Source organism: Rhodohalobacter sulfatireducens (assembly GCF_022012475.1).
GTDB classification, from domain to species: Bacteria; Bacteroidota; Rhodothermia; order Balneolales; family Balneolaceae; genus Rhodohalobacter; species Rhodohalobacter sulfatireducens.
The window spans coordinates 155,670-182,186 of record NZ_JAKLWS010000002.1 but is presented as its reverse complement, the minus strand read 5'-3'; the positions used below and the strand labels follow the sequence as shown (position 1 = coordinate 182,186).

The 26,517-nt window shown below is 40.8% G+C and carries 21 protein-coding genes; 8 read left to right on the top strand and 13 right to left on the bottom strand.

The genetic code is table 11. The features are described 5' to 3' along the window. Window positions 1-67: 67 nt before the first annotated feature. From L6773_RS02930 to ggt, 3 genes are all read right to left on the bottom strand, one after another. Window positions 68-2,080, bottom strand: a complete 2,013-nt coding sequence (locus tag L6773_RS02930) for an LVIVD repeat-containing protein (protein ID WP_237852355.1) — start codon at window positions 2,078-2,080, stop codon at window positions 68-70. A gap of 43 nt (window positions 2,081-2,123) precedes the next feature. Further along, window positions 2,124-2,912, bottom strand: a complete 789-nt coding sequence (locus tag L6773_RS02925; RefSeq protein WP_237852354.1) for a DUF305 domain-containing protein — start codon at window positions 2,910-2,912, stop codon at window positions 2,124-2,126. A gap of 107 nt (window positions 2,913-3,019) precedes the next feature. Next, window positions 3,020-4,726: a gamma-glutamyltransferase gene (gene ggt / locus L6773_RS02920; RefSeq protein WP_237852353.1), complete on the bottom strand. Its 1,707-nt coding sequence runs from the start codon at window positions 4,724-4,726 to the stop codon at window positions 3,020-3,022. Between the two features lie 228 nt (window positions 4,727-4,954). Between ggt and mntA the strand changes: the two genes are divergently transcribed. Beyond that, window positions 4,955-5,359: a type VII toxin-antitoxin system MntA family adenylyltransferase antitoxin gene (gene mntA, locus L6773_RS02915; RefSeq protein ID WP_237852352.1), complete on the top strand. Its 405-nt coding sequence runs from the start codon at window positions 4,955-4,957 to the stop codon at window positions 5,357-5,359. After that, window positions 5,341-5,757, top strand: a complete 417-nt coding sequence (gene hepT, locus L6773_RS02910; RefSeq protein ID WP_237852351.1) for a type VII toxin-antitoxin system HepT family RNase toxin — start codon at window positions 5,341-5,343, stop codon at window positions 5,755-5,757. Before mntA ends, hepT begins: the two co-directional genes overlap by 19 nt. A gap of 27 nt (window positions 5,758-5,784) precedes the next feature. Here the strand turns inward: hepT and L6773_RS02905 are convergent, their stop codons facing one another. From L6773_RS02905 to L6773_RS02860, 10 genes are all read right to left on the bottom strand, one after another. Continuing rightward, window positions 5,785-7,263 carry an arylsulfatase gene (locus L6773_RS02905; RefSeq protein ID WP_237852350.1) on the bottom strand — a complete coding sequence of 493 codons (1,479 nt, stop codon included), beginning with the start codon at window positions 7,261-7,263 and terminating at the stop codon, window positions 5,785-5,787. A gap of 178 nt (window positions 7,264-7,441) precedes the next feature. Continuing rightward, window positions 7,442-8,437: a formylglycine-generating enzyme family protein gene (locus tag L6773_RS02900; protein WP_237852349.1), complete on the bottom strand. Its 996-nt coding sequence runs from the start codon at window positions 8,435-8,437 to the stop codon at window positions 7,442-7,444. A 99-nt stretch (window positions 8,438-8,536) separates the two neighbouring features. Then, window positions 8,537-9,367 (bottom strand): PIG-L deacetylase family protein, encoded by an 831-nt coding sequence (locus tag L6773_RS02895; RefSeq protein WP_237852348.1) that lies wholly within the window; start codon window positions 9,365-9,367, stop codon window positions 8,537-8,539. Between the two features lie 87 nt (window positions 9,368-9,454). After that, complete coding sequence (locus tag L6773_RS02890) at window positions 9,455-10,219, bottom strand: 3-keto-disaccharide hydrolase (RefSeq protein WP_237852347.1); 765 nt, start codon at window positions 10,217-10,219, stop codon at window positions 9,455-9,457. A 9-nt stretch (window positions 10,220-10,228) separates the two neighbouring features. Continuing rightward, window positions 10,229-10,954 carry a 3-keto-disaccharide hydrolase gene (locus L6773_RS02885; RefSeq protein ID WP_237852346.1) on the bottom strand — a complete coding sequence of 242 codons (726 nt, stop codon included), beginning with the start codon at window positions 10,952-10,954 and terminating at the stop codon, window positions 10,229-10,231. A 67-nt stretch (window positions 10,955-11,021) separates the two neighbouring features. Beyond that, window positions 11,022-11,774 carry a 3-keto-disaccharide hydrolase gene (locus tag L6773_RS02880; protein ID WP_237852345.1) on the bottom strand — a complete coding sequence of 251 codons (753 nt, stop codon included), beginning with the start codon at window positions 11,772-11,774 and terminating at the stop codon, window positions 11,022-11,024. Window positions 11,775-11,823: 49 nt separating this feature from the next. Next, window positions 11,824-13,191 carry a Gfo/Idh/MocA family protein gene (locus L6773_RS02875; protein WP_237852344.1) on the bottom strand — a complete coding sequence of 456 codons (1,368 nt, stop codon included), beginning with the start codon at window positions 13,189-13,191 and terminating at the stop codon, window positions 11,824-11,826. A gap of 36 nt (window positions 13,192-13,227) precedes the next feature. Beyond that, the gene (locus tag L6773_RS02870) at window positions 13,228-14,580 is read right to left on the bottom strand and encodes a Gfo/Idh/MocA family protein (protein ID WP_237852343.1); all 1,353 of its coding nucleotides are present in this window, start codon (window positions 14,578-14,580) and stop codon (window positions 13,228-13,230) included. 77 nt (window positions 14,581-14,657) lie between these two features. Next, window positions 14,658-16,205, bottom strand: coding sequence for a RagB/SusD family nutrient uptake outer membrane protein (locus L6773_RS02865; RefSeq protein WP_237852342.1), 1,548 nt, complete (start codon window positions 16,203-16,205; stop codon window positions 14,658-14,660). Between the two features lie 21 nt (window positions 16,206-16,226). Then, entirely contained in the window at window positions 16,227-19,298 is a 3,072-nt protein-coding gene (locus L6773_RS02860; RefSeq protein WP_237852341.1) for a SusC/RagA family TonB-linked outer membrane protein, read from the bottom strand. Between the two features lie 391 nt (window positions 19,299-19,689). On the opposite strand from L6773_RS02860, the gene L6773_RS02855 reads away from it, so the two are divergent. The 6 genes from L6773_RS02855 to L6773_RS02830 all read left to right on the top strand — a co-directional run bounded on the left by L6773_RS02855 (window position 19,690) and on the right by L6773_RS02830 (window position 26,476). Beyond that, on the top strand, window positions 19,690-20,943 hold the full coding sequence (locus L6773_RS02855) for an MFS transporter (protein WP_237852340.1): 1,254 nt from the start codon (window positions 19,690-19,692) through the stop codon (window positions 20,941-20,943). Window positions 20,944-21,029: 86 nt separating this feature from the next. Next, the gene (locus L6773_RS02850; RefSeq protein ID WP_237852339.1) at window positions 21,030-22,115 is read left to right on the top strand and encodes a Gfo/Idh/MocA family oxidoreductase; all 1,086 of its coding nucleotides are present in this window, start codon (window positions 21,030-21,032) and stop codon (window positions 22,113-22,115) included. 26 nt (window positions 22,116-22,141) lie between these two features. Then, a complete protein-coding gene (locus L6773_RS02845; protein ID WP_237852338.1) occupies window positions 22,142-23,173 on the top strand; it encodes a sugar phosphate isomerase/epimerase family protein in 1,032 nt (343 codons plus the stop codon). Between the two features lie 28 nt (window positions 23,174-23,201). Further along, window positions 23,202-24,059 (top strand): PIG-L deacetylase family protein, encoded by an 858-nt coding sequence (locus L6773_RS02840; RefSeq protein WP_237852337.1) that lies wholly within the window; start codon window positions 23,202-23,204, stop codon window positions 24,057-24,059. Between the two features lie 409 nt (window positions 24,060-24,468). Continuing rightward, a complete protein-coding gene (locus tag L6773_RS02835; protein ID WP_237852336.1) occupies window positions 24,469-25,263 on the top strand; it encodes a carbohydrate-binding family 9-like protein in 795 nt (264 codons plus the stop codon). A gap of 58 nt (window positions 25,264-25,321) precedes the next feature. Then, complete coding sequence (locus L6773_RS02830) at window positions 25,322-26,476, top strand: amidohydrolase family protein (protein ID WP_237852335.1); 1,155 nt, start codon at window positions 25,322-25,324, stop codon at window positions 26,474-26,476. Window positions 26,477-26,517: the final 41 nt, after the last annotated feature.

Sequence of the window (26,517 nt, the reverse complement as noted above, 5' to 3'; positions counted from 1 at the left end):
GTGTAAGCTATCCATAAAAAAAAGCCGACCCTGTTATTCAGAGTCGGCTAGTAATATAATGATTGTTTTAGATGCTGGAGCTCATACTTTTCATGGTTTTAGCCAGGGTACGGGCTTTTCCATTTTTAGTTGAACCGTTAGCTTCAATCTCTAACTTTCTCGCAAGTTGATTCAAAAGGTATACCTTGTCCACATCATCAGCCTGCTCAGCCTCCATCAATCCTTGTCTGATAGAGTTAATAAATTCCATATCATATTCGCGGTTTCGCTCAAGTTGATCCAGGTAGGCATGCATCAATACAAATGTTGGAGGCCATTCATACCTCGGTTGACCCTGTGCATTCAAATAACTGAGCTCCACTGTATTTGCTGCTTCAATCTCGTTTTCAGTCAGAAAATCACTTGGTACGAGCTCAAAAATATCTAACCCGCGGGCAATTTCAGAGTTAACGATCTTTCCGTTATACCAGTAGACTGACCAGCTTCCTCCAAGTTCAGATCGCTCCGGATGAAGCGGCCCGCGATCATGAAATGCGATCTCAATGGGGTTTTCAGGATCGGTCCAATCAAAAATATTGATACCTCCCTGGTACCACGACTGAACCATAATATCCCGACCGGGAATAGGGATGAGTGACCCGTTGTGAGCTACACAATTCTCCTGTGAAGTTTGCGGGGCCGGTATCTTGAAATAACTTTTGAACGCCATGGAATCCTGCTCAACAGTAAAAATTGCATTTGCACCCCACTCCATCGGATCGGATACCCGGCATTTTGGCTGTGTTCCTCCACCCCATTCGTCAGTAAAGAGAACTTTACTGCCGTCATTATTAAATGTTGCCGAATGCCAGTATGCAAAATTAGAATCAGCAACGGCATCAATCCGAACAGGTTTTACAGGATCAGAAATATCAAGCAATAGACCATAACCCTCGCATGCTCCGCCGGCCAATCCAATTTCAGGGTAAAGCGTAATGTCGTGACACTGATTTGGACCTCTGCCATCCGTTTCATCATCTCGCTCAGCCACCACGTCCTGAAGCATTTCCGAAATTCGGCCTCGCAATTCGGAACTGTCTGCTGCTGTTGGCTCTCCCATGCCTCCTCGTTCTTCTACAATATTATTTAAAAACTGTTCTACATATCGATCAGATACAATTCTTTTTTCACCATCTACAACACCTATATACTTTCCACTGTTTTCTGCCTCCATAATATCTGCTTGTGAAAGTCCGTGGGTTGGGGCTTCTTCAAGGTTTTCAAATATTCTGGGTGAATTTACAATTGCCGCCTCCTCGGGACTGTCGAGTGGAACCTGGATGACCTCTATCCTAAAAAGCGCGCTGTTCGGATCCTCATCGGGCATCAAGTTTGAGCAGCCCGGCAACTCTTCTTCCGGCCGAACCATAGCTGATCCCGAAACATATACATACACATTTTCATTATCGTCCGGATCTTTCAGTACAGAATGGGTATGAGAACCGCGGCATGTTTGTACATTCGAGATATATTCCGGATTCCTGATATCAGAAATATCGAAAATTCGAATTCCCCGGAGGCGCTCCTCACTTACTGTCTCTTCAACTCCTTGTGAACCACAGTCAAGCCTTCCTTCGAGGCCCTCCCCTGAAACAAAGAGAAGGTCTTCATAAACGGACACATCACTCTGAGAGGCGGGGCATAGATAATCGACCACCAGCTCAGGAGATTCCGGATTGGAAATATCCCAAACCATAAACCCGTTGAAATTTCCCTGGATCACATAATTTCCTTTGAAAGCTAAATCAGAGTTTACTCCGCCAATAAAATCGATTGGAGGGGGAGTTGATGAGAGTTTTTGCAAGTTCCAGATGGTTTCCTCTGCATCAAAAACCCCCGGTTCTAAACCAACCCTGGGGTCAGGGTCTGGCCGGTTAGCCTCTGAAAATTGAGGAATCGAAGATTGCCCGCCATCTTGAAAAGTGCCGGAAGTTGAGCAACTGATCAATCCTGCGAATATGATAAATACGGTGAGAATTTTGAGATATGGATTACTGTGAACTTTTGAATAAAAGCTTAAAAGATGGTTCTTCGTTTTCATTGAAGGTGCTTATCTTATTGGTTTTTAGTTGTTTAAAGATGAATTATTCGTTCATTTCCCTGAGCATCAGCTCCATTCGTTCAATTTCTGTAGTTTGATCCGCCTGGATATCCGAAGCTAACCGAAATATCTGCTGATCCTGGGCAGCACCATCTACGGTGAAAAGATTTTCAACCATAACCACGGCTCCTTCATGATGCGCAATCATATATTCCAGGAACGCGCGATCAAAGTCTTTCCCTTCCTGTTCAGATAAATCATTGAGCTCCTCTTGGGTAAGCATCCCCGGCATCCCGGAGTGATCCATAGCCGAATGGCCCGAATGGGAATGAGACATTTGTTGATGAGAAGATGCTGCTTCTTCTGCTGGCTCCATCACGATGTTTAATATCAAGCCGTCAATTTGAACGGCCGGTACCGGTTGATTTCGGTCGCCCAACCACTTCTGCATCGATTGAATTTCATCTTTTTGAGCATTGATGATTCTTGATGCAAGTCTTTGAATTGCCGGACTCGCATTATTTTTGGGAGCCAGGTCAGACATAATCAGCGCTTGTGCATGATGTGAAATCATACCGACCATAAAATCTACATCCGCCTGAGTAAACTCCATTTTGGAGCTATCAATTCGAGACCAGTAGAGCTCTTCAAGACGTTGATTTGAATCTGTACTCTCCGGCCTGGTGATATCGTAATTCGAATCCCCGGAAGTTTGCTGAGATGCAGAACATGCAGAAAGTGTACACGCAATGAAAAAAATTAAACTAAAAGTTGAGCAGCTCGGGATATCCAGAAAACTGAATTCCTTTTCAAAAACAGAAAACCTATACATCTACTTTATATAAAAAATTTGTTTTACCATTTATATTTATCGACAGTCGAATATAAGAAGAGAGTAATTAAAAAATCTTAATTCTATTCTCTTGCATCCGTTTTGGTTTAATATCCAATCGCCTGGCCATCTTTCCTGGATTCGGATGCGCCGTAGTAAAACGTGCCGTCAAACATGATCCCCTGGAATCCGCCAAATCTTTCAAAACCATATTTCACATCATGGCCCATTTTTAAGAGGCTTCTTACCGTTTCATAACTAAACCCTGATTCCAATTCCGTTGATCCGGTTCCGCTGCCTGAATGCCGGATTCGCGGAGCATCACTTGCTTCTTGCAGGTTCATTCCGAAGTCAATCACATTGAGCAAAATTTGTACGTGACCCTGAGGCTGCATAGAGCCACCGGTCAGTCCGAAACTGATGTAGGGTTCTCCTTCTTTTGTCAAGAAAGCGGGAATAATTGTGTGAAATGGACGCTTTCCGGATGCATAAGTGTTTACATGATTTTCCTCAAGCGTAAACCCTGTTCCACGATTTTGGAGAGCAAATCCCAAATCCGGCGGAGTGATCAGTGAGCCAAACATCCAGGAATTACTTTGGATGAGTGAAACCATATTTCCTTCATTATCGGCGACGGTCAGGTAGATTGTGTGATTATTTTCTTCCAAGCCGGGGCCGTAATCCTGAACCCAGTCATCACGGATTTCCTCTCTACGCAAATCGGCATATTCTTTCGACAAAAGCGTATCAATTGGGAGTTCACTGAAATCCGGATCGCCGTAATATTTGCTCATATCTGCATAAGCCAGTTTTTTCGCTTCTGTATAGTAGTGAACATGCTGCGGGCTGCCAAAACCGTATTCAGACAAATCATAACCTTCCAGAATATTCAAGATCTGCAGGACCGACATCCCCTGTGCATTTGGCGGAATTTCCCATACATCATACCCCCGGTAATTCACCGAAACCGGATCAACCCATTTCGACGAGTGATTTTCAAAGTCCTCCATCGTCAGATAACCTCCTTTTTCACGCACGTGCTCAACAATCTCTTCAGCGATCTCGCCTTCATAGAATGCGCTGCGTCCTTCATCAGCGATCATCTCGTACGTTGCCGCCAGCTCACGGTTAATTCTTACATCTCCTTTATTATGAAATTCACCACCCGGTCGATACAGTTCGCTGAAATTGGGAAGATCTTGCTCCCAGTCAAAATCATCCGGCAGGGTGTAGCCTCGAATCAAATCCCGCTCCAGGTAATCATACATTTCGGCTATAGTTGATGTAACGGCAATTCCCTCGCGAGCATAATCAATAGTGGGGCGGAGAACGGATTCCATATCCAGTTTTCCGAATCGTTCCTGGAGCTCAAACCAGCCATCGACCGTACCCGGAACGGTAACTGAATGCGGGCTTGATGCGGGTATACTACTCAATCCCTGATCTTTCAAATCCTGTAGTGTTAAATTCACCGGCGATTTTCCGCTGGCGTTCAGGCCATATAATTTTTGATCTTCCTCACTCCAGATAATCACGAACATATCACCACCAATTCCATTCATAGCAGGATCAGCAAATCCCAGGAATGCGTTTGCTGCAATCGCTGCATCAGCGGCAGAACCACCCTGCTTTAGGATATCAATGGCAATCTGGCTCGCTAATGGGTGATTTGTAGCTGCCATCCCATGCCGTGCAATCACTTCCGACCGGGTTGTAAATAGTTCACCGGAAAGACGATCCTGGGCATCTGCTTGTACAAATAAGCTGAGACAAAGAATTGAGAGAAGAGCAATAGATTTGATGTATCTGAGCATAAAAAATGTTGGAATTGTTTATCTGTTGGAATCACACAATATCATAGAAATGCAGATAAAATTCAGGCTGAACGTGTAAAAAGCTGTTTTAATTTGTTTGATTTCTAAGATAAATCTTCAAAATCGAACCTGCTCCTATGGAAATATCTACTTCAACTATATTTTTCGCCATTATGTAAAATTCAGGTTACATTTCAATTGGATTATGCGGCACAATATCTAACATATATGGAGAATAGATCATTAGACTCAATCATTAAAAAGAACCTGGAGCAATTTCCAGATGTATCTATGGGAATTCTTTATGGTTCTGCTGTTACAGGTAAAATAAAAATGGACAGTGATATTGATCTTGCAATTTCCGGGAGAAAATCACTTCCGAAAGATATCCTGATCAACATCGTTGAAATTTTAGCTAAAGACCTTAACAGGCCGATTGATATTGTTGATCTCAAAGAAACTAATGGAACATTGCTGCACCAAATAATTACCAAAGGCCAGTTAATTTATTGCACGGATCGTAATCTTTACGCAGAGCTCATAAAAAAAATGCTATATAATCAAGTCGACATGATGCCTTACCATGATCGAATCTTAAAAGAAAGACGAGAAAAATGGATCAACGAGTCATAAAAGAAAAACTAGAATCACTTCGCAGATGTTACAGGAGGATTGAAGAAAAAAGACCCGAATCTGCCGAAGAATTACAAGATAATTTTGATCTGCAAGATATTTTATCTGTCAATATAGAGAGAGCCGTTCAATTATGTGTTGATATTGGAACTCACATCATTGCCAATTCAGAGTTCCAGGCACCAACCAGTTTAGGTGAAACCTTTGAGATCCTTGAAGAAATGGAAATCCTGGATTCAAAAATTGCGAACCAAATGAAAAAAGCTGTTGGATTTAGAAATATCGCTGTTCATGCTTACAGGGAAATTAATTGGGACATAGTTTTTCATATAAGCCATAAAGGTCTGCATGATCTCAAAGCTTTTGCTAAACGTATTGATGAACATATCTCTTCCTGAGATTTCAATCTCAGTCATTTTTTGGATTTACTCTTCAAAAAGCTGAAACGTTTCAGACGGAATATGCGCCGCTTCAAAAATACTGTCCATCTCTGAAACAATGTCCGGATACTGCTCGGCTACATTATTCTCCTCAGACAAGTCTTCCGAGAGATTGTAAAGCTCAATCGGAGCATCTCTGTTCTCCCGAACTCCCAACCTCACAGCTTTCCAATCGCCTTTACGGATGGCCTGCTTTCCACCCTGCTCATGAAATTCCCAGTATAAATATTCGTGAGATTCCTGGTCGCCGGTTCCCAAAAGTGTCGGTACCATTGAAATGCCGTCAATTCCAACCGGGGCATTGATTCCTGCCAACTCTGTGAATGTCGGCATCATATCCTGGAAACCCGAAATATGATCGCTGGTTTGATTTCTTTCGATTTGCCCCGGCCACCAAGCAATCACAGGAACTCGTATTCCGCCCTCGTACAAATCCCGCTTCCCTCCGCGCAATTCCCCATTAGAATTGTGCATGGAATAATGGTAACCTCCTTCAGAATAGGAGCCGTTGTCGCTTGAGAATATTACCAATGTGTTTTCGCTAATACCCTGCTCCTCAAGTTTGTCCAAAATTTCACCTACCCTGGCATCGAGATAGGTGACCATCGCGGCGTATGTTGCTTTTGGCATCTCTGAATTCACATAGTGCGATTGTGGCGTAGGCTCTTCTTCAAAAATGCTCTCCCCATTTTCATCGAGATACATCTCCAGATATTCATCCGGCACCTCAAGCGAAGCATGCGGAATGGGTGAAGGATGATATATAAAGAAGGGTTGATCGGAATTTTCTTCAATAAATGTAATTACCCGTTCCTGGATCACATCGGGGGCATAGGTTTCAGCCACGATTGGCGGCCCTGATCCCGGATGTCGATCGGGATCATCATTTACTTGGTTTCCTTCAAGGGGTACACGTTGCAATTCACTTCCTTTCTGGTCCAAAAACAAAAACTCGGGATAGTAATAATGAGCTCGGCGCTGACCTAAGTATCCAAAGAACGTATCAAAACCCTGCAATGACGGCATCCCCTCTGATCCTGGATATCCAAGCCCCCATTTTCCGAATGCACCGGTTGCGTAACCTGCATCCTTCAAAACTTTTGGTATCGTTTGAGTACCATACTGTAATGGGTATTGCCCAATCGGCAACACCTCATTATTTCCCCTTATGGGAGCGTGTCCCGAATGCAGGCCTGTCATCAAAATCGACCGTGCAGGGGCACATACCGTACTCCCCGAATAATGCTGAGTAAATCGCATTCCCTCTTCGGCCATACGATCCAAATTGGGTGTTTTGATGTTTTCCTGGCCGTAACTCCCTAAATCACCATACCCCAAATCATCAGCAAGGATATAGATGATGTTTGGTTTTTGTATTTCATCTTTGGGAGGTTTTTGTGCACAACCAACTGTAAATGATAGTATTAAAATTAGATGAGAAATAAAGCTAATCGACTTATACATAAACAATCTTAATTTACCCTTTAGCAATAAAGTTGCATCTATAATAGCATATAAAGGGCGTAAATGCTTAGGCTAGAATAATAAATTCATGTTTACTGACCCTTCACGTTTAGAATCCAGGCTTTATATTCGAACGACAACTTAATCATCATTAAAGCCCCGATATTTAATTGAAATATTATCTTCCAAAGTCATCTATTTCTTCAGGCCAATATTTCTTCATCTCTTCCGGTGTTGGCTCATTTAATGGCCTTACGATCCTAAACCCTAAGAATTGTGCACTTGTATGCCACCACAAACTCTTGGGTATTTGCGGATCCAACCTTTTCCAGTCAGAGTTTGAAGCTCTCCTCTTGTTACAAGAAACCTCCGATTCAGCATCCATCCACGACGCCCCTCTCACAGCTCTCGGGTATAACTCTGTAGGTTTAAACCATGGATTTTTGACTGGTTCTGAACCCATATTTTCGATTTTATGGATATAGTCTTGGTAAAATTGATCAGTTGTCCACTCTGCTATATTTCCGGGCATATCATAAAGCCCAAATTGATTTGGCTTTTTTGTACCAACTTTCTGATAAGTTTGGTTGCTATTCTCCCTGTACCAAACTTGTTCTTTAAGATTTAGATCTATGGTTTCATCATTCGCTTTACAAGCATACTCCCACTCAGCTTCGGTGGGGAGTCTATAAAATTTTCCCGTTTTTGCAGTCAACCATTTTGTGAACATTGATGCTGTATAATGAGTCATACTAATTGCCGGGTATCCATCCGTCCCCATTCCGAAACTCATGTCAACATATGGAGGGGTCGGTAATGAAATTACATCAGCATTTACACCTATATCGGCACCCGGCAAACTCTCTTCCTGTAAATTGCTCATTACCTCAGTTGAGAACTGATAGTATTGCTCCCAGGTAATTTCATATGAACCCATCCAAAAAGAATTGACTTCAACATCTACTTGTTGTGAATTTTCATTCTCATCTCCCATAACAAATGTGCCGCCTTCTATTGGAACCATTTGAATAGGAGCGTTGATATCAACGTTATACGGAACAAATGAACTTTGAGCGTGCAGAAAATGGGTAAAAAGTAAAGTAATTAAGGATGTGAGGATTGAAAATTTTACGATCGATCTATTAACAGATTCATTACGAATACTTTGTACCATGAAAAGAGAAAACTTCTTTAAAAGTATTTTTTGATGAACAGAATGATAAAGCAGTTCAACATGCTGTAACTTTTATTCAATTACAGCATGTTGAACTTTTTAGAAGGTTGGAAATAGAGCTTTGAGTTCTTCAGTTGTCGCAGCTCGTCCGTATTCAGAAACTTGAAATGCTTCAGCGTGTTTAATTCTATTCCCATCATTTTCACCATATAATTCGATGAGCATAGCCCTGTACTTATCTGCGACATCTACACTTCGATTCATCAAATTATCAATCCTCAATCGCAAACGGGTAGATTCGTCTTCAGGCGGATTATCAGCTCGTCCATATGTCCATGAATCAATGTCAGAAAACTGTGAAGGCATCTGTTCTAACGCCTCTCTTTTTTTGTCAATAACATCATCTATACCAACGACCAAATCTGGTTCAAATGGCAATGGCCTTTGAAAATTATCACTGTAATAGAGAACTACAGGACTTCGGGGTAGTGGAGGTGTGTCGGGAGTAAAGAATTTTGCTTCTACAAGTATTATGGAATCATCCACCAAAATACCGCTATATCGATGATCGGCATGATATGTATATCTTCTATGTACCATCACTATATCTGCCTGCCAATCACGAATGAGCCTTGTAACTTTTTTTCGGTTTTCTAGTGTGGGCATCAATTCACCGTCGTGAACATCCATTACTTCGGTTTCTATTCCTAAAATCTCAGCAGCAGCTTCGACTTCTTTCATCCTCCTAATGGCTAGTTCTCCCCCTGACATTCCAAAATGTCCTATATCTCCATTTGTCATTGAAACACATTTAAAAGCGTGTCCCGCTTCTGCCCATAATGCTCCAACTCCACCTGCTGAAATTTCACAATCATCCGGGTGGGCACCAAATGCAATGATTCTCAGTTTGTCGGTATCGTCTTGAGACATAATACTACCACAACTAACCAATAAATAAATGATTGTTAAACAGAGTATCCGCATGATTTAGCTAATTAGAATATGATTTGATGATTTTCAGCCTACAACCGGTGCAATTTGATCTTCAGAGATAACACCACCCGGTAATTCCATAATATCAATTTTCTTAAAATGGATCTCTGAACCCTCAGATTCAGGACATATATACCCTTTTTTTCTTTCCGGTGAGCGTATTCCATTTACAAATTTACCATTTACAGAAAGTTTTAACGTCCCATCGACACAAACCACGATATATCGATTCCACTCTCCTGTTCCATTTACCCTTTTTTCCAGTGAATAGCTTCTACCCCTTGCAATTTCGGATGGGTTATCCGGAGTTGTTCCTTCCAGTTCCATCACCGGGAATAGGTGCCCATGAACATATTCATCTGATCGATTATTAATTTCTGCCCATTGAGGATCCAGCATTTGAACTTCCATTCCAGTTGGGAACGGTGTGTCTGCATGTGGTGTGCCATTCGCCCATACAAAAAAGCCTGAATTTCCTCCGGGTTTCATGTGCCTCCACTCGATATCCAGTATAAAATTTTCATACTGTTTCTCTGTTCTCATAACACCAATCGGTTCGCCGGTACACTTCAACAATCCGTCTTCAACCCACCATGTATCGGGAGAGGTATTCATATCAACAAAACCGTCCAGGTTTTTACCATTGAATAAAGGTTTGAATTGTAAATCACCATTTTGATATTCAGCAGCATTACTATTGTCTGAAAAAAGTGCGTTAGCACCCAAATAAGATGTTGTAATTGCTGTAGTTGATTTTAAGACACGCTTTGTAAATTCTCTTCTGTTCATAATGACCTGTTAGTTAAGTTCTTTGATGTATAAATTTTTAAACCATAAAGGAGTACCATGACTTTGTAATACTATTTGACCTTCTGCGGGAGCCGGCCTTTCATAATTTGCCCAATAATTTTCTTGTATAGCACCGTCCACTACCATCTCCCCATTAAGCTGTACCCAAACAGAATCGGAAACCATTCTTATAACCATTCTATTCCATTCACCCACCGGCTTATCGGCAGTAACTATGGGTTCAACATTCGGATCATTATTATAAAGCCCTCCGGAACCAACCCCTTGATGGTGAGGATCCCAAATTTGCACTTGCGGCATATTTCTCAAAAAAATACCACTATCTCCTTTAGGGCCGATTTTCCAATCCATTACCAATTCGAAATCTGCATATTCCTCAATGGTCTCAATGTTACCTATATCACGAGTACCGTCGTATAATAGCATCCCGTCTTGCATGTACCAGTGGGTAAATGTCTCCTCATTTACTTGTGATAGCAGCTGCTGTAACTCGGTTTCATTCATGCCCTCCGTTAATTCCGGTATCTCTCTCGGATCTTCAGCTATCTGGCCTTTCCATGCATTGAGATTATTTCCCAGCAATGCAACGTAACCATCATTTTCAAGCTCCATCGATGTTCTGAAATCATTTTCTCCCTTCTCTCCAACACATCCCATAAAACAGAGAATTGTGAGTAATACCAATAGCGAGAAAGATAGTTTATATTGATTCATAGAAATGATATAAGGGTAATTAAACAAATAGACTGAGATTTAAAGATGGAAAACATTCAATTCATATTTATTCTACAATCGGGGCCGATTGATCTGCACCCAATATACCTCCGGGAAGCTCCATGATATCAATTTTTCTAAAGTGCACTTCAAACCCTTCTGATTCCGGGCATATATAACCCTTTTTGCGCTTTTCAGATCGCATTCCATTAATAAACTTCCCATTTACTGAAAGTTTAATTACACCATCTACACACGTCAGTAAATATCTATTCCACTCTCCTGCGCCATTTACCCTGAATTCAAGAGGATTACTTCTCGACGGACTTATTTCAAATGGATGATCCGGTGTAGTACCTGTTAAACCACTGACCGGAAACAATTGGCCATGTGCATAATCCTCAACGATATCTCGAATTTCTGCAATTCCCGGGTCAACCATTTGAACTTCTAAACCTGTTGGAAAAGGTCTTTCTTCATATGGTTCTCCATCCGCAAGAATAAAAACGCCGGAATTCCCCCCCGGCTCCATATGTCTCCATTCTATATCAAGAACAAAATTCTCGTATTGTTTTTCAGTACGAATGACACCGATGGGATCGCCAGTACATTTCAATATGCTATTCTCCACGTACCAGGTATCTGCAGACGTGTTTACATCAACAAAACCGTCCAAGTTTTTTCCATTGAACAATTTTTTGAATTTGAAGGCATCTGTTTCCTCATCCCGGGCTCTGTTGCCCAAATTCGTTAAGGCATTTGCACCTCCAAACGAAAGCGATCCAAACAGGAGATTTTTAGCAAATTTTCTACGATTCATGAGCCATGATGCTTTGTCTAAGAATTTTAAAAAGATGTGAAATTTTGCTTTATGAATACCGGTTAGCGGGGGCTGGTGAACTTCCCTGCACCGGGGGTTTTTCTGTGATACTCGAAACGTTGCCAAATTCATATGTTTCAGGCCCAAGGCGCATATCCGAATTCAGGATTTCATCCCACGTAATCTCATCCCCTGTATAAGCAGCCATACGTCCCATAATTGCCATACGAGTTGAATTCACCTGTAACTCAGAATCGTTAACGTACTTATCGGTTCTAATACCGGTGATCAGTTCTACGTGTTCCTGAACAAACGGGTCTGTAACTTCCCACTCGGAATTAGTTTCATTAGCATCCGGGTAGGGATATTCCCAAAGTATATTACCATTATAATCGTATATGGTACCTCCGCAATCTGCATAACCTTTGGTTCCCTTTATCATCTCAATCCGACCTGATTCAGCGTTATTAATCTGACGAGTGGCTCCGTGCACTTTTATGCCATTCTCATATTCATACACAATACTAAAGTAATCGAATTGGTCACCTGATATTCTCTGCTGTCTTCCTCCGTATCCGTATGCCCGCACGGGATTTTTTCCAATGTGCCAGTTAATCAGATCAAGATGATGGATATGCTGCTCAGTAATATGGTCTCCGGATAGCCACGTAAAATTGCCCCAATTACGAAGCATATATTCTAAATCAGTCCATTCAGGTTTACGTTCAACCCACCACAATGCACCCCCATTACGTACTGCCTGTCCACCAATAATTTCTCCAATCATACCTTCAGAAACTCGCTTGTGAGTTTCGATATAATCTTTACTGTAGCGTAAGGCTGTACCACTTACCATATTTAGTTTTTTATCTATGGCTTTTTGAGTGGTTTCCATCATTATACGAGCCCCAACCGGATCTACGGCAACCGGTTTTTCCTGGAACACATGTTTGCCGGCTTCAATAGCTGCTTTTACATGTTGTGGTCTAAAATGAGGCGGAGTAGCAAATAAGACGACATCTACATCTGAATCTATTACTTTTTGATAGGCGTCAAAACCTATAAAGCAGTTTTCATCCGCAACTTCCACTCCACGGCCCCTTTTCAAGTTATCTCGACATTTGTCTAGTTGATCTTGAAAAACATCGCCTAAGGCAACAATTTCCAAATTAGGACCCGCATCAAGAAAATTAATGGCCGCCCCGGTTCCTCTGCCACCACATCCAACTAAACCTGCCCTTATTAATTCCCCGTCAGGAGCCTGACTTTGAATCATTGGGGCTTTTGGTAGATAATGGTTTTTACTGCTTGTGGCATTTGAACCTTTGAAAAGTAAACCCGTTGCTCCAAATGCTCCGAGAGTTCCTTTTGCAAATGTGTTTAAAAATTCTCTTCTACCCTGTTTGCTATCTTTCATGTTATAGAATATCGGTAGTTACTAAGTTTGAAGTAATCAGCTGTACCTGTTGGCCGGTGCAGGTGCAGTTCCAACTTTAGGAGGTTCATTCGGAATCTCATAAGATCGCCCAAATTCAACACTGCTTGGACCTAATCTTAAATCGGAGGTAAGAATTTCATCCCATGTGATTTCTCTGCCTGTATAAGCAGCCATTCTGCCCATGATTGCAATTCGAGTAGACTTAATTTGTTCATCTGAATCATTGATATAATTGCCGGTTCTAATCCCGGTAATTAACTCAACATGTTCTTGAACAGACGGGTTAGGAACCGTCCAGATGGACTCAGTGCCTTCATCAGGATGTGGATACTCCCAAATTACATTTCCGTCATGATCATAAAGAGTACCACTTGCATCAGCATACCCTTTTGTACCTGTAATTACTTGTTCTCTTCCATTATCACAATCATTTATTTGGCGAGTGGCACAGTGTACTTTTTTACCGTTTTCATATTCGTACACTATACTAAATTGGTCGAATTGATCTCCGGATATTCGCTGTTGTCTGCCTCCATATCCAAAGGCTTTAACCGGTTGACTTCCCACATGCCAGCTCATTACGTCTAATTCATGAATAAACATTTCTACAATGTGATCACCCGACAACCAAGCGAAATTTCCCCAATTGCGAAGCATATATTCCATATCCGACCAACCCGGTTTTCTCTCAACCCACCAGAGTGCACCTCCATTTCTCTTAATATCAGCACCAACAACCTCTCCAATAAAACCTTCACGAACACGTCTCTGTGTCTCTACATAATCTTTTTGATAACGACGTATTGTGCCACTTACCATGCACAGATTTTTTTCTCGTGCTCTGGCTGCTGTTTCCTCCATTAACCTGGCACCAACCGGATCTACCGCAACCGGTTTCTCCTGGAAAACATGTTTTCCGGCATCAATAGCCGCTTTTACGTGCTCCGGACGAAAATATGGTGGTGTAGCAAACAAGACCAGGTCAACTCCCGAATCAATTACTTTTTGATAGGCATCAAAACCTACAAAACAGTTCTCATCCGCAATTTCAACCCCTCTTGCGCGCTGTAAATTTGTTCTACATTTATCTAATTGATCCTGAAATGCATCAGCCAATGCTACGATTTCAAGATTGGGTCCGGCATCCAGAAAATTGACGGCCGCACCTGTACCTCTGCCTCCACAACCAACAAGACCCGCTCTTAAGGTCTCTCCATCCGGAGCTTGTTCGGACATTGACACAAAAGGTTCACTGATAGTATTGGTACTCCCGCAGCTTGTTAAAAAAGAAGAAGCACTTATCACACCTACAGAACCTAAAGCAAGTGTTGATAAAAAATCTTTTCGGGATTGTTTATTTTTCTCCATAATTCAGAAAAGCTTTAGATATTATTCATATTAAAAAACCCGTGACTTTGTAACTGCCACGGGTATTTTTGAATTTATTAATAACCGGGATTATTGGTAGTAATCGCCGAGTTACTATTCATTTCATCAATTGGTATTGGCCAAAGTGTATCTCTGCTAGAATTGAAGCTGCGTGTAAAACCGGTATCATGAAGGTACCATTCACCAGCATCATTTCTGAAATACGCCCCTCGCACTAAACCTTCTTTCTCACTGGCAATACCCCAACGGTTAATGTCAAATAACCTGAGCCCTTCAAAAGCGAGTTCAACTGCCCGTTCATTGCGAACAATTTCTCTCATTTCAGCTTGAGTCTTACCGGATGTGATAGCCGGCATTTCAACAGTCGGACGCTGACGTATTGCATTAATAGCATCGTAGACAGACTGGTCGATTTCATCCAACTCAATTTTTGCTTCAGCATACATGAGTAAGACATCACCGTATCTGATATGAATTAAATTTATTGAACCATTACCCGGGTTGGCATTGTCATTTTCCCAGTCAACCCATTTTTTCAGGTTGTACCCGTGATCCGTTGCACCTTCACTAACCAGAATTCTGTCAGCTGTAGGGCTATCGGGGGTAGAATCATAGATGGAATTACCAATAGGAGCACCGGTATAGTATACCGTGGCGTCCCATCTTGGATCAATATTTTCATAAGGATCGTCCGGATTTTGCGGCCCGTTAAATTCCATCAGTTCATACAACTTATGAACAGGTTCTACAACCGAACTTCCACCTATAGAGGCAGCAGAATATCCAAACGCACCATAGACATCGCCGCCCTGTGCATATTGTCGGTCAAAAATAATTTCAGATGAATTTTGACCTTCATACTGGAAGAGTCCGCTGTAGCTTGGATATAAGCTGTAGATACCGAGATCCATCACGGCTTTTGCAGCATCTCTTGCCATTGTCCAATTGTTATTTCGAATAGCAATTCTTGCTTTAAGTGCATGTGCAGCACCAATGGTTGCTCTTCCAATATTATCGCCACTGTAAGCTATAGGAAGTGAGTTATTGCTGATAATATTATCCAACTCAGAGACCACAAAGTCTACGATTTGCTGTTTATCACTTCTGCCCACTCGCTCGTCGATATTGATGGGTTCTGTAATTAAAGGAACTCCTCCCCACAGGCTTGATAACTGAGTATAAAAATAGGCTCTCAGAAACCTGGCTTCTGCTTCGACACGGTTCAAAACATCCTGATTTCCAACTTCGATCTGATCGATATTGGCTATCACGTCATTAGCTTTTCTTATACCTCTGTAATACCGATTCCAAATGCTTTCGATGGCACTGTTGGAAGGGTCGATATTACCGGCACCCACATCGTGAAGGGTTCCGGGACCGGAAGCAGCCCTGAAACCAATATCGGTTACGGCATCAAGCTGTTTAATCATTGTCTGATCATCAAGCTCACCATAGGCTGCATTTACCGCAGTAACGGCATCGCTTTCCCTTTGCCAATAAATGTCCTCTGACACAGAACCTGTTGGCAACATATCTAATCCATCGTCGCAAGCAGTAAAAAATGCGACTACAATTAAGAGTGTGAATACTAGATACTTATTCATAATTATATCTTTTAAAATTTTTTAAAATGTTACGTTAACGCCCATGGCAACTTTCTTGGTGTGAGGGAAGAATTGACTTCGCCCTCTGGGTGTTTCTGGATCAAACAGGTCAGTCGGAGTAAATGTTATGAGGTTTTCACCGGTAACAAAGACTCTAAGATTTCTTAAGTACGACTGATTGACTGTGTAACCAAGCTGAAAGTTTTTCAATCTCAGATACTTCGTATCCTGAATCCAAAAATCTGATTCCTGTAAGTTCCAGGTATTACCTGCCGTTACAATAGGCCACGTACCTTCCGGATTCCTTTCTGGGTGGTATGTTTCTTCAGCCATAACTGCCGGAATATAGTTTTGCCAGTTTGGTCCTTCCATCAGCGCTCCATCGAGTGTATGTTTCTGCTGTAAAACACCCTGCCAGAACATAGAGAAATCGAACCCTTTGAAAGAAGCACCAAAGTTAATTCCGAACTCATACCTGGGATCTTCATTACCCATGATATACTGGTCTCCATTTTCACCGAATGACTGGGAGATTTGACCATCACCATTCAGATCTTCATAGATAATGTCGCCAACTCCAACGTTTGGATTCACAGTAGCTGGATATTGTTCCAGATCTGCCTGACTTCGATAGAGTCCCGGAGATCGAAGACCTCTCAATGAGTTGATGGAATGTCCTTCAGCCCATACTGTAAATTTATCCGGGAAGAATGGTCCCTCACCGCTCAGACTTTCAATTGTATTCACAACATCTGAAAAGCTTACACCAACAGTATACTGGAACCCTTGATCCATTCGGGGTTGACTATTGTAATTCACTTGCAATTCCCAACCTACATTCGATACTTCAGCTGCATTTTGCGTAGGCGGGCTTACACCGATAGTCGCCGGAATTGGAAGGTCTAACAAAATATCTTCGGTGTAATTCCAAAAATATTCACCAATAACCTCAATTCGGTCATCTGCAAACCCTAAATCCAAACCAATATTACTCATGGTTGTGGTTTCCCAGGTAATATTTGGGTTTCCTGCACTTGTTACAGCCGCTCCGGGTGTAACACTGCCATTAAACTGATAGGGCTGATTCAGGTTGTAGATGTTCATGAATTGGTACAATCCAATTTCTTGGTTACCAAGCTGTCCCCATGAAGCTCTCAAACGGAGATTGCTAAACAGGTCAACTTCATCCATAAAACTTTCACTGGAAATTCTCCAACCGGCAGAGAAAGAAGGGAAGAGTCCCCATCGATTTCCATCACCAAATCTTGACGAACCATCATATCTAAGATTGGCTTGAACCGAATATCGATCATCATAGGAGTAATTCACACGTCCAAAGAATGATCGTAATCTCCATTCATTATTATAACAGCTTCCAGCAAATTCACCCGGATCGTTGTACGACCTACATGTGCGCTGATCACCGGCATCCCCTGCACTAAGATCTCGCAACTCGTTATTGAAGAAATTTGCACGTCCTGCAGAAGTCACTTCAGAGCTATTATAAATTTCTTCATAACCAATTAATCCACTTATATCATGGATGCCAAAATCTTGGTCATAATTTAAATACAATCTCTGGCTTAACTCTTCCTTGCTGTAGTTTGCTTCTTGCAATGTATTGGTTCCAAACCAACCACTTGCAGCTACAGTTTGTCCGGTAACCGGATGAATCATTCCGGATCTTGATTCACGGAAAATAGTTTCATCCGTATTGATAAGATTTGCGGTAAAATCACCCTCGATATTTAAATAATCGGTTAATTGATATCTGAGGCCTACTTTACCGAGAATATCATTACTCAATCGTTGAGTCTCACCGGAATTAGCCATTATAAATGGATTCCAGCTTCCGAATAACAGGTCTCCTGTTGCATCTTGCCCATCCGGAAAACTCATAATTGCATTCCGGTTAATATGCAGAATTCCCTGAGTTATTCTTTGGGGTCTAAAACCCGGCCCGGTTACATTTCTATTTCGATAAAGCAGGTTTGTAGTCAGAGTAAGATCATCTCTGAGATAAAAATCCGTGTTTAAACGAAGACTTGCCCGTTTGTTATTAAAATTCTGGATCACTCCATCAGTGTCTGTATAGTTCATCGAAGCATAGATTCTGCCAATATCGCTTCCTGTTGAGATTGACAAGGCGTGATTTTGCTCAAATGCGTTATCTTGAAAGACACCTTCTTCCCATTCGGCCCAAGGATATTGAAGCGGGTTTGTACCGGCAACAACATTCTGAATGTAATCTTCACTATACGTAGGTTGTCCACCCGCATTTACCTGGGCCTCATTCTCCAACCTCATCCAGTCTTCTTTGCCCGCACTATCTGGCCAACCCAGTAAGTTCTGCACACCGATGTGATTGTTATAAGTTACAGACATACCCGACGATTGACCTCGTTTCGTCTCAATCAAAATAACTCCGTTCGCAGCTCTTGACCCATAAATCGAGGCTGATGCAGCGTCTTTTAGAACTGAAATTGATTGAATTGCACTTGGCTCAACGGTTGATAAGGATTGCTCCACACCATCAATTAATACAAGTGGATTTGCATTATTCAATGTACCGGTACCTCGAATCCGGGCTATTGTATTCTCCTCTCCCGGTTGACCACCTCCGTATTGGATTTGTAAACCAGGTGTTATACCTTGCAGCGCTAACGCAGGGTTGGTTAACGGCCTCCCTTCAACTTCTGCTCCCTGAATTGAGCTAACAGCACCCGTAACGTCGGCCCTCTCCTGAGTTCCAAACCCTACCACAATCAATTCTTCAAGTAGTGCTACATCTTCTTGAAGTTCAACATCAAGGCCTTCACTAATGTGTGAAGAGGTAATTGATATAGTTTGAGCTTCATAGCCTATATAGGAGAAAACTAAAACCGTCCCGGGGCCGTCAACATTTAAAGAAAATGATCCATCCATTCCAGTAGTTGTACCGGTGGATGTACCTTGGATGACTACATTCACTCCCGGCAATTCCTGACCGGATACAGCATCTGTAACAGTACCCTCAACGGATACGTCTTGCGCAAAGGCTAAGCCTACAAAAGCAAATGTTAATATTAATGTTAATAGTAATTTATTCTTCATAATTAAGTCCTCACAATCCTTTCAGTTCTTTTTGATTAGATGGTCTTGTTTGGGTTAAGGTTTTTGATTACTGAAATCAGAATTTTTTTTTATACATATATTTTCTGATCTACACTAATAACAAAACTAAAAAAAAGTTATAAGTCAATAAAAAAAGTGATATCTGACTATAAATAATTTTTACTTCTCATCTTTGAATTTTACTTCATTTTTTTATTAAAAAACAAGAATAAATTAAAATTTTTAGTTAAATAAATTCTCAAATAAAATTTTTAATCTCCTTCTAATGCAAATAGACGTTAAATTTATTTTTATGTTGCGTTCAAACTTATTTTTACTTTCTTTTTTAACTATGTAATGCTTAAAAAAGAGTAATATCTAAATACATAAAATGAAAAAAACCACCATTGCCCGATTCTGCATTATGATGTTTTTCCAATTTTTTATTTGGGGGGCATGGTACACATCTATTGCTATCTATATGGGTAATGAAGGGATGGGGAATTTGACCCATTGGCCATACACTGTGAACCCTATAAGCGCAATCATTGCACCTTTTATAGTAGGTTTAATAGCTGACAGATACTTTGCTACAGAAAAGGTCCTTGGGATTCTTCACATCATTGGCGCCATTTTTATGTTTTCTGCTCCATTTGCTTCTGATTACCCTCTTCTCTTTATTCTTTTGATATTTGGGCATTGCTTGTGTTACATGCCCACCTTGAGCTTATCTAACTCCATCACTTTTCACCATATTAATGACCAACAATCTGAATTTCCCGTAATCAGGGTTTTTGGCACTATGGGTTGGATCATTGCCGGCCTGGTCGTTAGCTTTGGATTGGGGATATTTGTTTCAAATGGGCTGAAACCGGAGCAAACATCACTGCCAATATTCCTCTCAGCTCTTTTTAGTCTACTTTTGGGTGTTTATGCATTTACCCTTCCTCATACTCCTCCTAAAGGCTCCAACACTCCCGTTTCATTGAAAAGTATCTTTGGAATTGATGCCTTCAAACAGTTGGGTAGTCGTTCTTTTTACATTTTCCTGATGTGTTCACTCCTTATCTCGATCCCTTTAGCTGCATATTTTAACTTTACTCAAGTTTTCCTGAATGATACTGGCTTTACAAATCTTGCTGCCGTACAAACGATTGGCCAGTTTTCTGAAATCATATTCATGCTTCTCATGCCATTCTTTTTTATTCGGCTTGGAGTTAAATGGATGTTAGGTGTTGGAATGTTTGCCTGGGTTGTCAGATATGCACTATTTGCTGCCGGTGCTACTGACCAGGTTACATGGATGATTCTATCCGGAATCGCTTTACACGGTATTTGCTATGATTTCTTCTATGTAACAGGTCATATTTATGTAGACATGAAATCAAACGATAAAATAAGAGGGCAGGCTCAAGGTTTATTAGTACTCCTTACATATGGCATAGGTATGCTTATTGGTGCACAGTTAGCAGGAATTAGTTATAACAATCTGCTTGGAGATGCCACATCAATGACATTAAGCAACTGGGAATCATTTTGGATTCTACCAGCCGTTTTAGCCGCTGTAGTGCTAACGATCTTCATAATATTTTTCAAAGAAAGGGTTGTGGATAAGTCTACATCAACAGCGGATATAAATATCTGACTGAAAGATAAGGCTGATTGAAATTTAATAAACAGCCTTTCTCTCATTCATTCATCACCTCAATTTTAAACCAAAAGAAAAAAAGAATGAGTAATAAAGTCTACAATATATTAGTCGTTGGTTGCGGGAATATGGGAACATCCCATGCTCGTGCTTATAACCGATTGGATGGTTTTAATATCGTTGGGCTCGTCAGCCGAGGCCCCGAAAGCAGAAAAAGGTTATCAAATGAGTTGGGTGGTAATATTCCAACTTTCAGTGATTTTGAAACAGCTCTTAAAGAAACCAAACCGGATGCTGTTTCTATTAATACCTATGCAAGCACACATGCTCAGTACTCAATTAAAGCACTTGAAAGCGGTGCACATGTTTTTGTAGAAAAACCACTTGCTGAGACAGTGGAAGATGCAGAAAAAGTAGTCGAAGCAGCTGAAAAAGCTAACAAAAAAGTTTTAGTCGGTTACATTGCAAGACATCATCCCGGTTGGATAAAGTTTGTTGAAGAAGGGAAAAAGCTCGGAAAGCCTCTCGTAATGAGAATGAATTTAAATCAGCAGAGCACTGGATCTGAGTGGCAAGTTCACAAGAATTTAATGGATGTCATGTCGCCCATAGTAGATTGTGGTGTTCATTATGTTGATATGATGTGCCAGATGACTCAATCGGATCCCGTTCAGGTTCATGCCATAGGAGCTCGTTTATCTGAAGAGATAAACGAGGATATGTATAATTACGGTCAGCTTCAGGTTGTATTTGAAGACGGATCGGTAGGATGGTATGAATCAGGCTGGGGACCTATGGTAAGTGAATATGCATATTTTGTTAAAGACGTTTTCGGCCCAAAAGGAAGTGTTAGTATCAGGAAAAACACTTTTGATCAACCCCGCGGGAAATCAGCAGATATAGAAGAACATGGTATAGTAAGGCAGCTTCACCTTCACTCATCAGAAACAGATCAACATGGAAAACTGATCAACGATGATGAAATTGTTGATATAGAGAATGAGCCGGGTCACGATGAATTGTGCTATTATGAGCAAAAATATTTCCTGAAAACGATACAGGAAGATATTGACCTATCAGAGCACTTAAAAGTCGCTGTACAGACATTAAAAATCGTTTTGGCATGTGATGAATCCGTACGAACTAAAAAGATTGTACCCATAAATTAAACAGATATTAATCTACAACCCGGGATATGAATCAAAAAAACAAAAAAGAATCTTTATCTAGTCGCAGATCTTTTATTAAGAAAAGTTTTGTTGGACTAACAGCACTAACTACAGGTACAGTTGCAAGTTCACTTTTCAACGAAAGTGCCGCCCTGGCCAATTCTGTAAATTCATTGAATCACAGTCTGAACCTCCAGATAGATAAAGAACCTACACAGTTTATTCATGCATGCATGACTTTAGCGTATAGAAATTTCCCACTTGAACGAGCATTGCAGGGAATAAAGAAAGCCGGTTATAATTATGTTGCTTGGGGGACCCGTCACAGAAACGAGAATGGCGAAAATCAACCAGTACTGGCAGAAACCGCAACTCCTGACGAGGCAGAAGAACTAGCAAATAGATGCAGGGATATGGGACTTGAACCGGTCCAGATGTTTTCGACTATTTATCCTGACCAAGATGATGCTGTCGAATTATTAACCAACAGAATTAAGCAAGCATCAGCAGCTGAATTAAAATATGTTCTTGTATTTGGCCCTACAGATGGAGGCGATCCGGAATTATGGGTACCAAGATTTCAAGAACTTGCACCAATCGCAGCAGACTATGGAGTTACTTTTCTACTAAAACAGCACGGAGGAGAAACAACCGGGACCGGGGAAGCTCTTTCAGAGATTATTCGAGAGCTAAATCATCCCAATATTCATATGAGCTACGATGCCGGCAACGTTATGTGGTACCAGTCAGTGGATCCAGTTCAAGACATAGCAACATGTGCTGATCTCATTTCCGGTTTTTGCTTAAAAGACTGTCGTAACTTCCCTACAAAAACAACTTCTGCACCGGGTTTTGGTGAAATTGATCACTACCAGCTTTTCTCGCCCGTAGCATTCACAGGAAAAACGATTACACTGACGTACGAAAATATATTCCCATCCTATCTCGGCATGCCAAATACTGCCGAGGAGATCGATTTGATGGCAATCCATACAAAACAATATATGGAGTATGTATTAGCAGGTTTGCAAAAAGCAGTAACCGATAATAACAACTGAATTTGACTCATTAATAATATCAATAGATATGTCGGAAGATAAACTCAGAATTATTGCAATATTTGCTCATCCGGATGATGCTGAAGTTAAGATGGGAGGAACTGCTGCTCTCTGGTCTGAAATGGGCCATTCGGTAAAATTTGTATCGTTAACAAATGGTGATGCGGGACATCATGAAAAAGGAGGTGGCGAATTAGCTAAAATCCGCCATAAAGAAGCACAAGAAGCTAAGAATAGGTTAGGAATTGATGAGTATTCGATTCTAAATAATCATGATGCTGAACTACTTCCAAAATTACATATTCGACACCAAGTAATAAGAGAGATCAGAGATTGGAAGGCCGACCTGGTAATTGGCCTTAGGCCCAACGATTATCACCCGGACCACCGATATGCCGGCATTTTAGTCATGGATGCAGCCTATTTAGTGATCGTTCCGAATGTAGTTCCTGATGAAGAGCCTCTGAAGAAAAATCCAGTTTTTCTCTACATGCAAGATCCTTTTCAAAAACCGAATCCATTCAATCCTGATATCACAATCGACATTACCAAGACTTTTTCTAAAAAGATTGACGCTATGGATGCCCACAAATCTCAATTTTACGAGTGGCTGCCATGGACTCAAGGGTTATTAGAACATGTGCCCGATGATTCTGATGACAAAAAAAGATGGCTTGCTGAATGGCTTAACAATTGGTTGGGACAAGATAATCAGATACCCTCTGAGTTTATGAATTCATTGAGAAAATGGTATGGTAATGAAGAGAAGATCAACCGGCTTTCATTTAGCAAGATTGAGGCATTTGAAATTGCAGAATACGGCCACCAACCCACCGACGATGAAATAGGAAGACTATTTCCGATGCTCAATAAAGAAAGAAAGTAATCGACTCTTGAAATCCCGATTAGAAATTAGCGCAAAAAGATCAGTAATCACAGGATGATTCTGATTATGAATAACATCTATATGGTACCCTTCCTTTAATCACTGGTTAATATTTCATATTCATAAAATAAAAAAACCCCAATTACAGCTACGTAACTGGGGTTAGATGGTATGAATGATCGTCTCAACAAGTATATAGAGCATACTTGAATATCGATCTTTAGTGAACAAAGCTACTGTGCCAAATAAAGTAAGTAATCGAAAAATTATATACAAATAGTAAAAGATAATTATTTAGTATTAATTATTTTTTCTTTCTTTGGGTATTAATATTTACGTATGTTTTTATTTTAACTATGTATTTAAGCATATTTCATATATTTTTATTGAACTTTATCAACTAAAAACTATGGTATTTAAAAATCTCACCTTCAGAACTTCCACTGTAAGGTCTAAGGGTTCATTTTTATATAAAGTGCTGATTATTCCATTTTTAATTTTTATAGCTTTATTTAATACCCACCCCTTGATTGCACAGGCTCTTTCTACAGTACAGGTTCAGAAGACTGATGATTTTTCAGTAACTGGCGATGGATCATCCCATAACTGGTCGGAAACCAATTGGATTGAACTTACACAACGGGCAAATCACGAAAATGATAACGAAAGGACAACATTCGTTAAGGTTCTTTATTCAGACACAGGAATTTACTTTCTATTTCGATGTGATGATGACCTGGTCTCTGCAACAATTACCTCTCATTTTGAAGAGATATGGAGAGAGGATGTTGTGGAAGTTTTTCTTTGGCCAAGTGAAAGTGAAGAACTGTACTTTGAATATGAACTGTCACCTTTAAACTATGAACTGCCCCTTCTAGTATCCAAAACCGATACAGGCCAATCCCACTGGGTACCTTTTCAATACAGCTATAGCGATGGTGACTCCAGAAAAGCAATTCACAAAACATCTGCCACTGGCGGAATGATTGCAAGCGGAGAGATAATTGATGAGTGGAGAGCCGAATTCTTTATCCCTTTCGAATTGCTGATTCCATTAAAAAACAGAATCCCCAAATCCGGTACAACGTGGCGGGCTAACATGTATCGGGTTGATTATGATCATGGATCAACCAGCTGGACATGGCAGCCTGTTACAACCAATTTCCATGATATCTACAATTACGGAACACTCGTTTTTGAATAGAGCTCATTTAATAACTTACGTTTTACAGTCTTGTACTTATTAACCCAACCATTGACCAATGAATAAAATTTTACTAGGTATTCTCCAATCCACAAAATTTTCAATGAGTCTTACAAGTATTTACTACTCTCTGACAATTTTCATCACAATATTATTTTTTTCTGCCTGTCAAAATGAACAGACTGAAAGTGCAGAAGACAATTTTTACACCGTTGAAGATTTCAAGACTGTGGAGAAAATTGATGCCCATGTTCATCTGAATGTGGCAAATCCCATTGTTATTGAGCAGGGCATTGAGGATAACGTAAAGATGGTCACACTGAATGTTGCAAGTGGAAGAGACCCGGTAGCTGTTCAACAGGAAGTAGCACTGAATTTACAAAATGAATATGCAGGACGTCTCGCCTATACTTCCGCTTTTTCACTTGAAGGATTTAATGATTCTGAGAACTGGCAACAAAACACATTGGATTATTTAGAGCAGTCTTTTGAAAATGGTGCAATCGGCGTAAAGGTTTGGAAAAATATCGGTATGGAGTTGAGAGATGAAAACGGCGATTTCGTGATGATCGACGATCCACAATTTGATCCGATTTTTCAATATCTCAATGACCAGAATATCCCACTTTTTGGACATATCGGTGAACCTAGAAACTGTTGGCTGCCTCTTGAAGAAATGACCGTAGCAAACGACCGCGATTACTTCGAAAACAATCCACAGTATCATATGTATCAACACCCGGAGTATCCCTCTTACGAAGAGATCATTGCTTCCCGCAACGCTATGCTTGACAAAAACCAGGGTTTGACCTTTTTCGGCGCTCACCTCGGAAGTATGGAGTGGAGCTTAGAGATGATGAGTGAACACCTGGATAAGTATCCAAATATGATTTTAGGCATGGCTCACAGAATTCCACATCTGCAGTATTTGGCTCAGCAAGATCGCGAAGCTCTTCGGGACTTCTTTATCAAATACCAGGATCGATTCCTTTACTCAACGGATTTACAGCTTTATGATTCATCTGATCCCGAAGATGTACGACAACTCGCAGCAGATACCTGGAGAAGCGACTGGGAATTTTTTGTAACGGATAACACACTTGAAGTTTGGCAGGTTGAAGGAAGTTTCCAGGGGCTAAAACTGCCGAAAGAAGTTGTTGACAAACTCTATCATGAAAATGCGAGAACCCGGATTCCAAATCTCGGACTCTGATCACCAGTTTTACATGAAATGAAACGAAGTCAAAAACGGCA

Coding starts and splice junctions, on each gene's coding strand:
- L6773_RS02930 (WP_237852355.1), bottom strand. CDS start 2,080: ATGAAAACGAAGAACCATCTTTTAAGCTTTTATTCAAAAGTTCACAGT.
- ggt (WP_237852353.1), bottom strand. CDS start 4,726: ATGCTCAGATACATCAAATCTATTGCTCTTCTCTCAATTCTTTGTCTC.
- L6773_RS02885 (WP_237852346.1), bottom strand. CDS start 10,954: ATGAATCAATATAAACTATCTTTCTCGCTATTGGTATTACTCACAATT.
- L6773_RS02860 (WP_237852341.1), bottom strand. CDS start 19,298: ATGAAGAATAAATTACTATTAACATTAATATTAACATTTGCTTTTGTA.
- L6773_RS02845 (WP_237852338.1), top strand. CDS start 22,142: ATGAATCAAAAAAACAAAAAAGAATCTTTATCTAGTCGCAGATCTTTT.
- L6773_RS02900 (WP_237852349.1), bottom strand. CDS start 8,437: ATGGTACAAAGTATTCGTAATGAATCTGTTAATAGATCGATCGTAAAA.
- L6773_RS02865 (WP_237852342.1), bottom strand. CDS start 16,205: ATGAATAAGTATCTAGTATTCACACTCTTAATTGTAGTCGCATTTTTT.
- L6773_RS02875 (WP_237852344.1), bottom strand. CDS start 13,191: ATGAAAGATAGCAAACAGGGTAGAAGAGAATTTTTAAACACATTTGCA.
- L6773_RS02850 (WP_237852339.1), top strand. CDS start 21,030: ATGAGTAATAAAGTCTACAATATATTAGTCGTTGGTTGCGGGAATATG.
- L6773_RS02830 (WP_237852335.1), top strand. CDS start 25,322: ATGAATAAAATTTTACTAGGTATTCTCCAATCCACAAAATTTTCAATG.
- L6773_RS02890 (WP_237852347.1), bottom strand. CDS start 10,219: ATGAACAGAAGAGAATTTACAAAGCGTGTCTTAAAATCAACTACAGCA.
- L6773_RS02895 (WP_237852348.1), bottom strand. CDS start 9,367: ATGTCTCAAGACGATACCGACAAACTGAGAATCATTGCATTTGGTGCC.
- L6773_RS02855 (WP_237852340.1), top strand. CDS start 19,690: ATGAAAAAAACCACCATTGCCCGATTCTGCATTATGATGTTTTTCCAA.
- mntA (WP_237852352.1), top strand. CDS start 4,955: ATGGAGAATAGATCATTAGACTCAATCATTAAAAAGAACCTGGAGCAA.
- L6773_RS02925 (WP_237852354.1), bottom strand. CDS start 2,912: ATGTATAGGTTTTCTGTTTTTGAAAAGGAATTCAGTTTTCTGGATATC.
- L6773_RS02905 (WP_237852350.1), bottom strand. CDS start 7,263: ATGTATAAGTCGATTAGCTTTATTTCTCATCTAATTTTAATACTATCA.
- L6773_RS02840 (WP_237852337.1), top strand. CDS start 23,202: ATGTCGGAAGATAAACTCAGAATTATTGCAATATTTGCTCATCCGGAT.
- L6773_RS02870 (WP_237852343.1), bottom strand. CDS start 14,580: ATGGAGAAAAATAAACAATCCCGAAAAGATTTTTTATCAACACTTGCT.
- hepT (WP_237852351.1), top strand. CDS start 5,341: ATGGATCAACGAGTCATAAAAGAAAAACTAGAATCACTTCGCAGATGT.
- L6773_RS02835 (WP_237852336.1), top strand. CDS start 24,469: ATGGTATTTAAAAATCTCACCTTCAGAACTTCCACTGTAAGGTCTAAG.
- L6773_RS02880 (WP_237852345.1), bottom strand. CDS start 11,774: ATGAATCGTAGAAAATTTGCTAAAAATCTCCTGTTTGGATCGCTTTCG.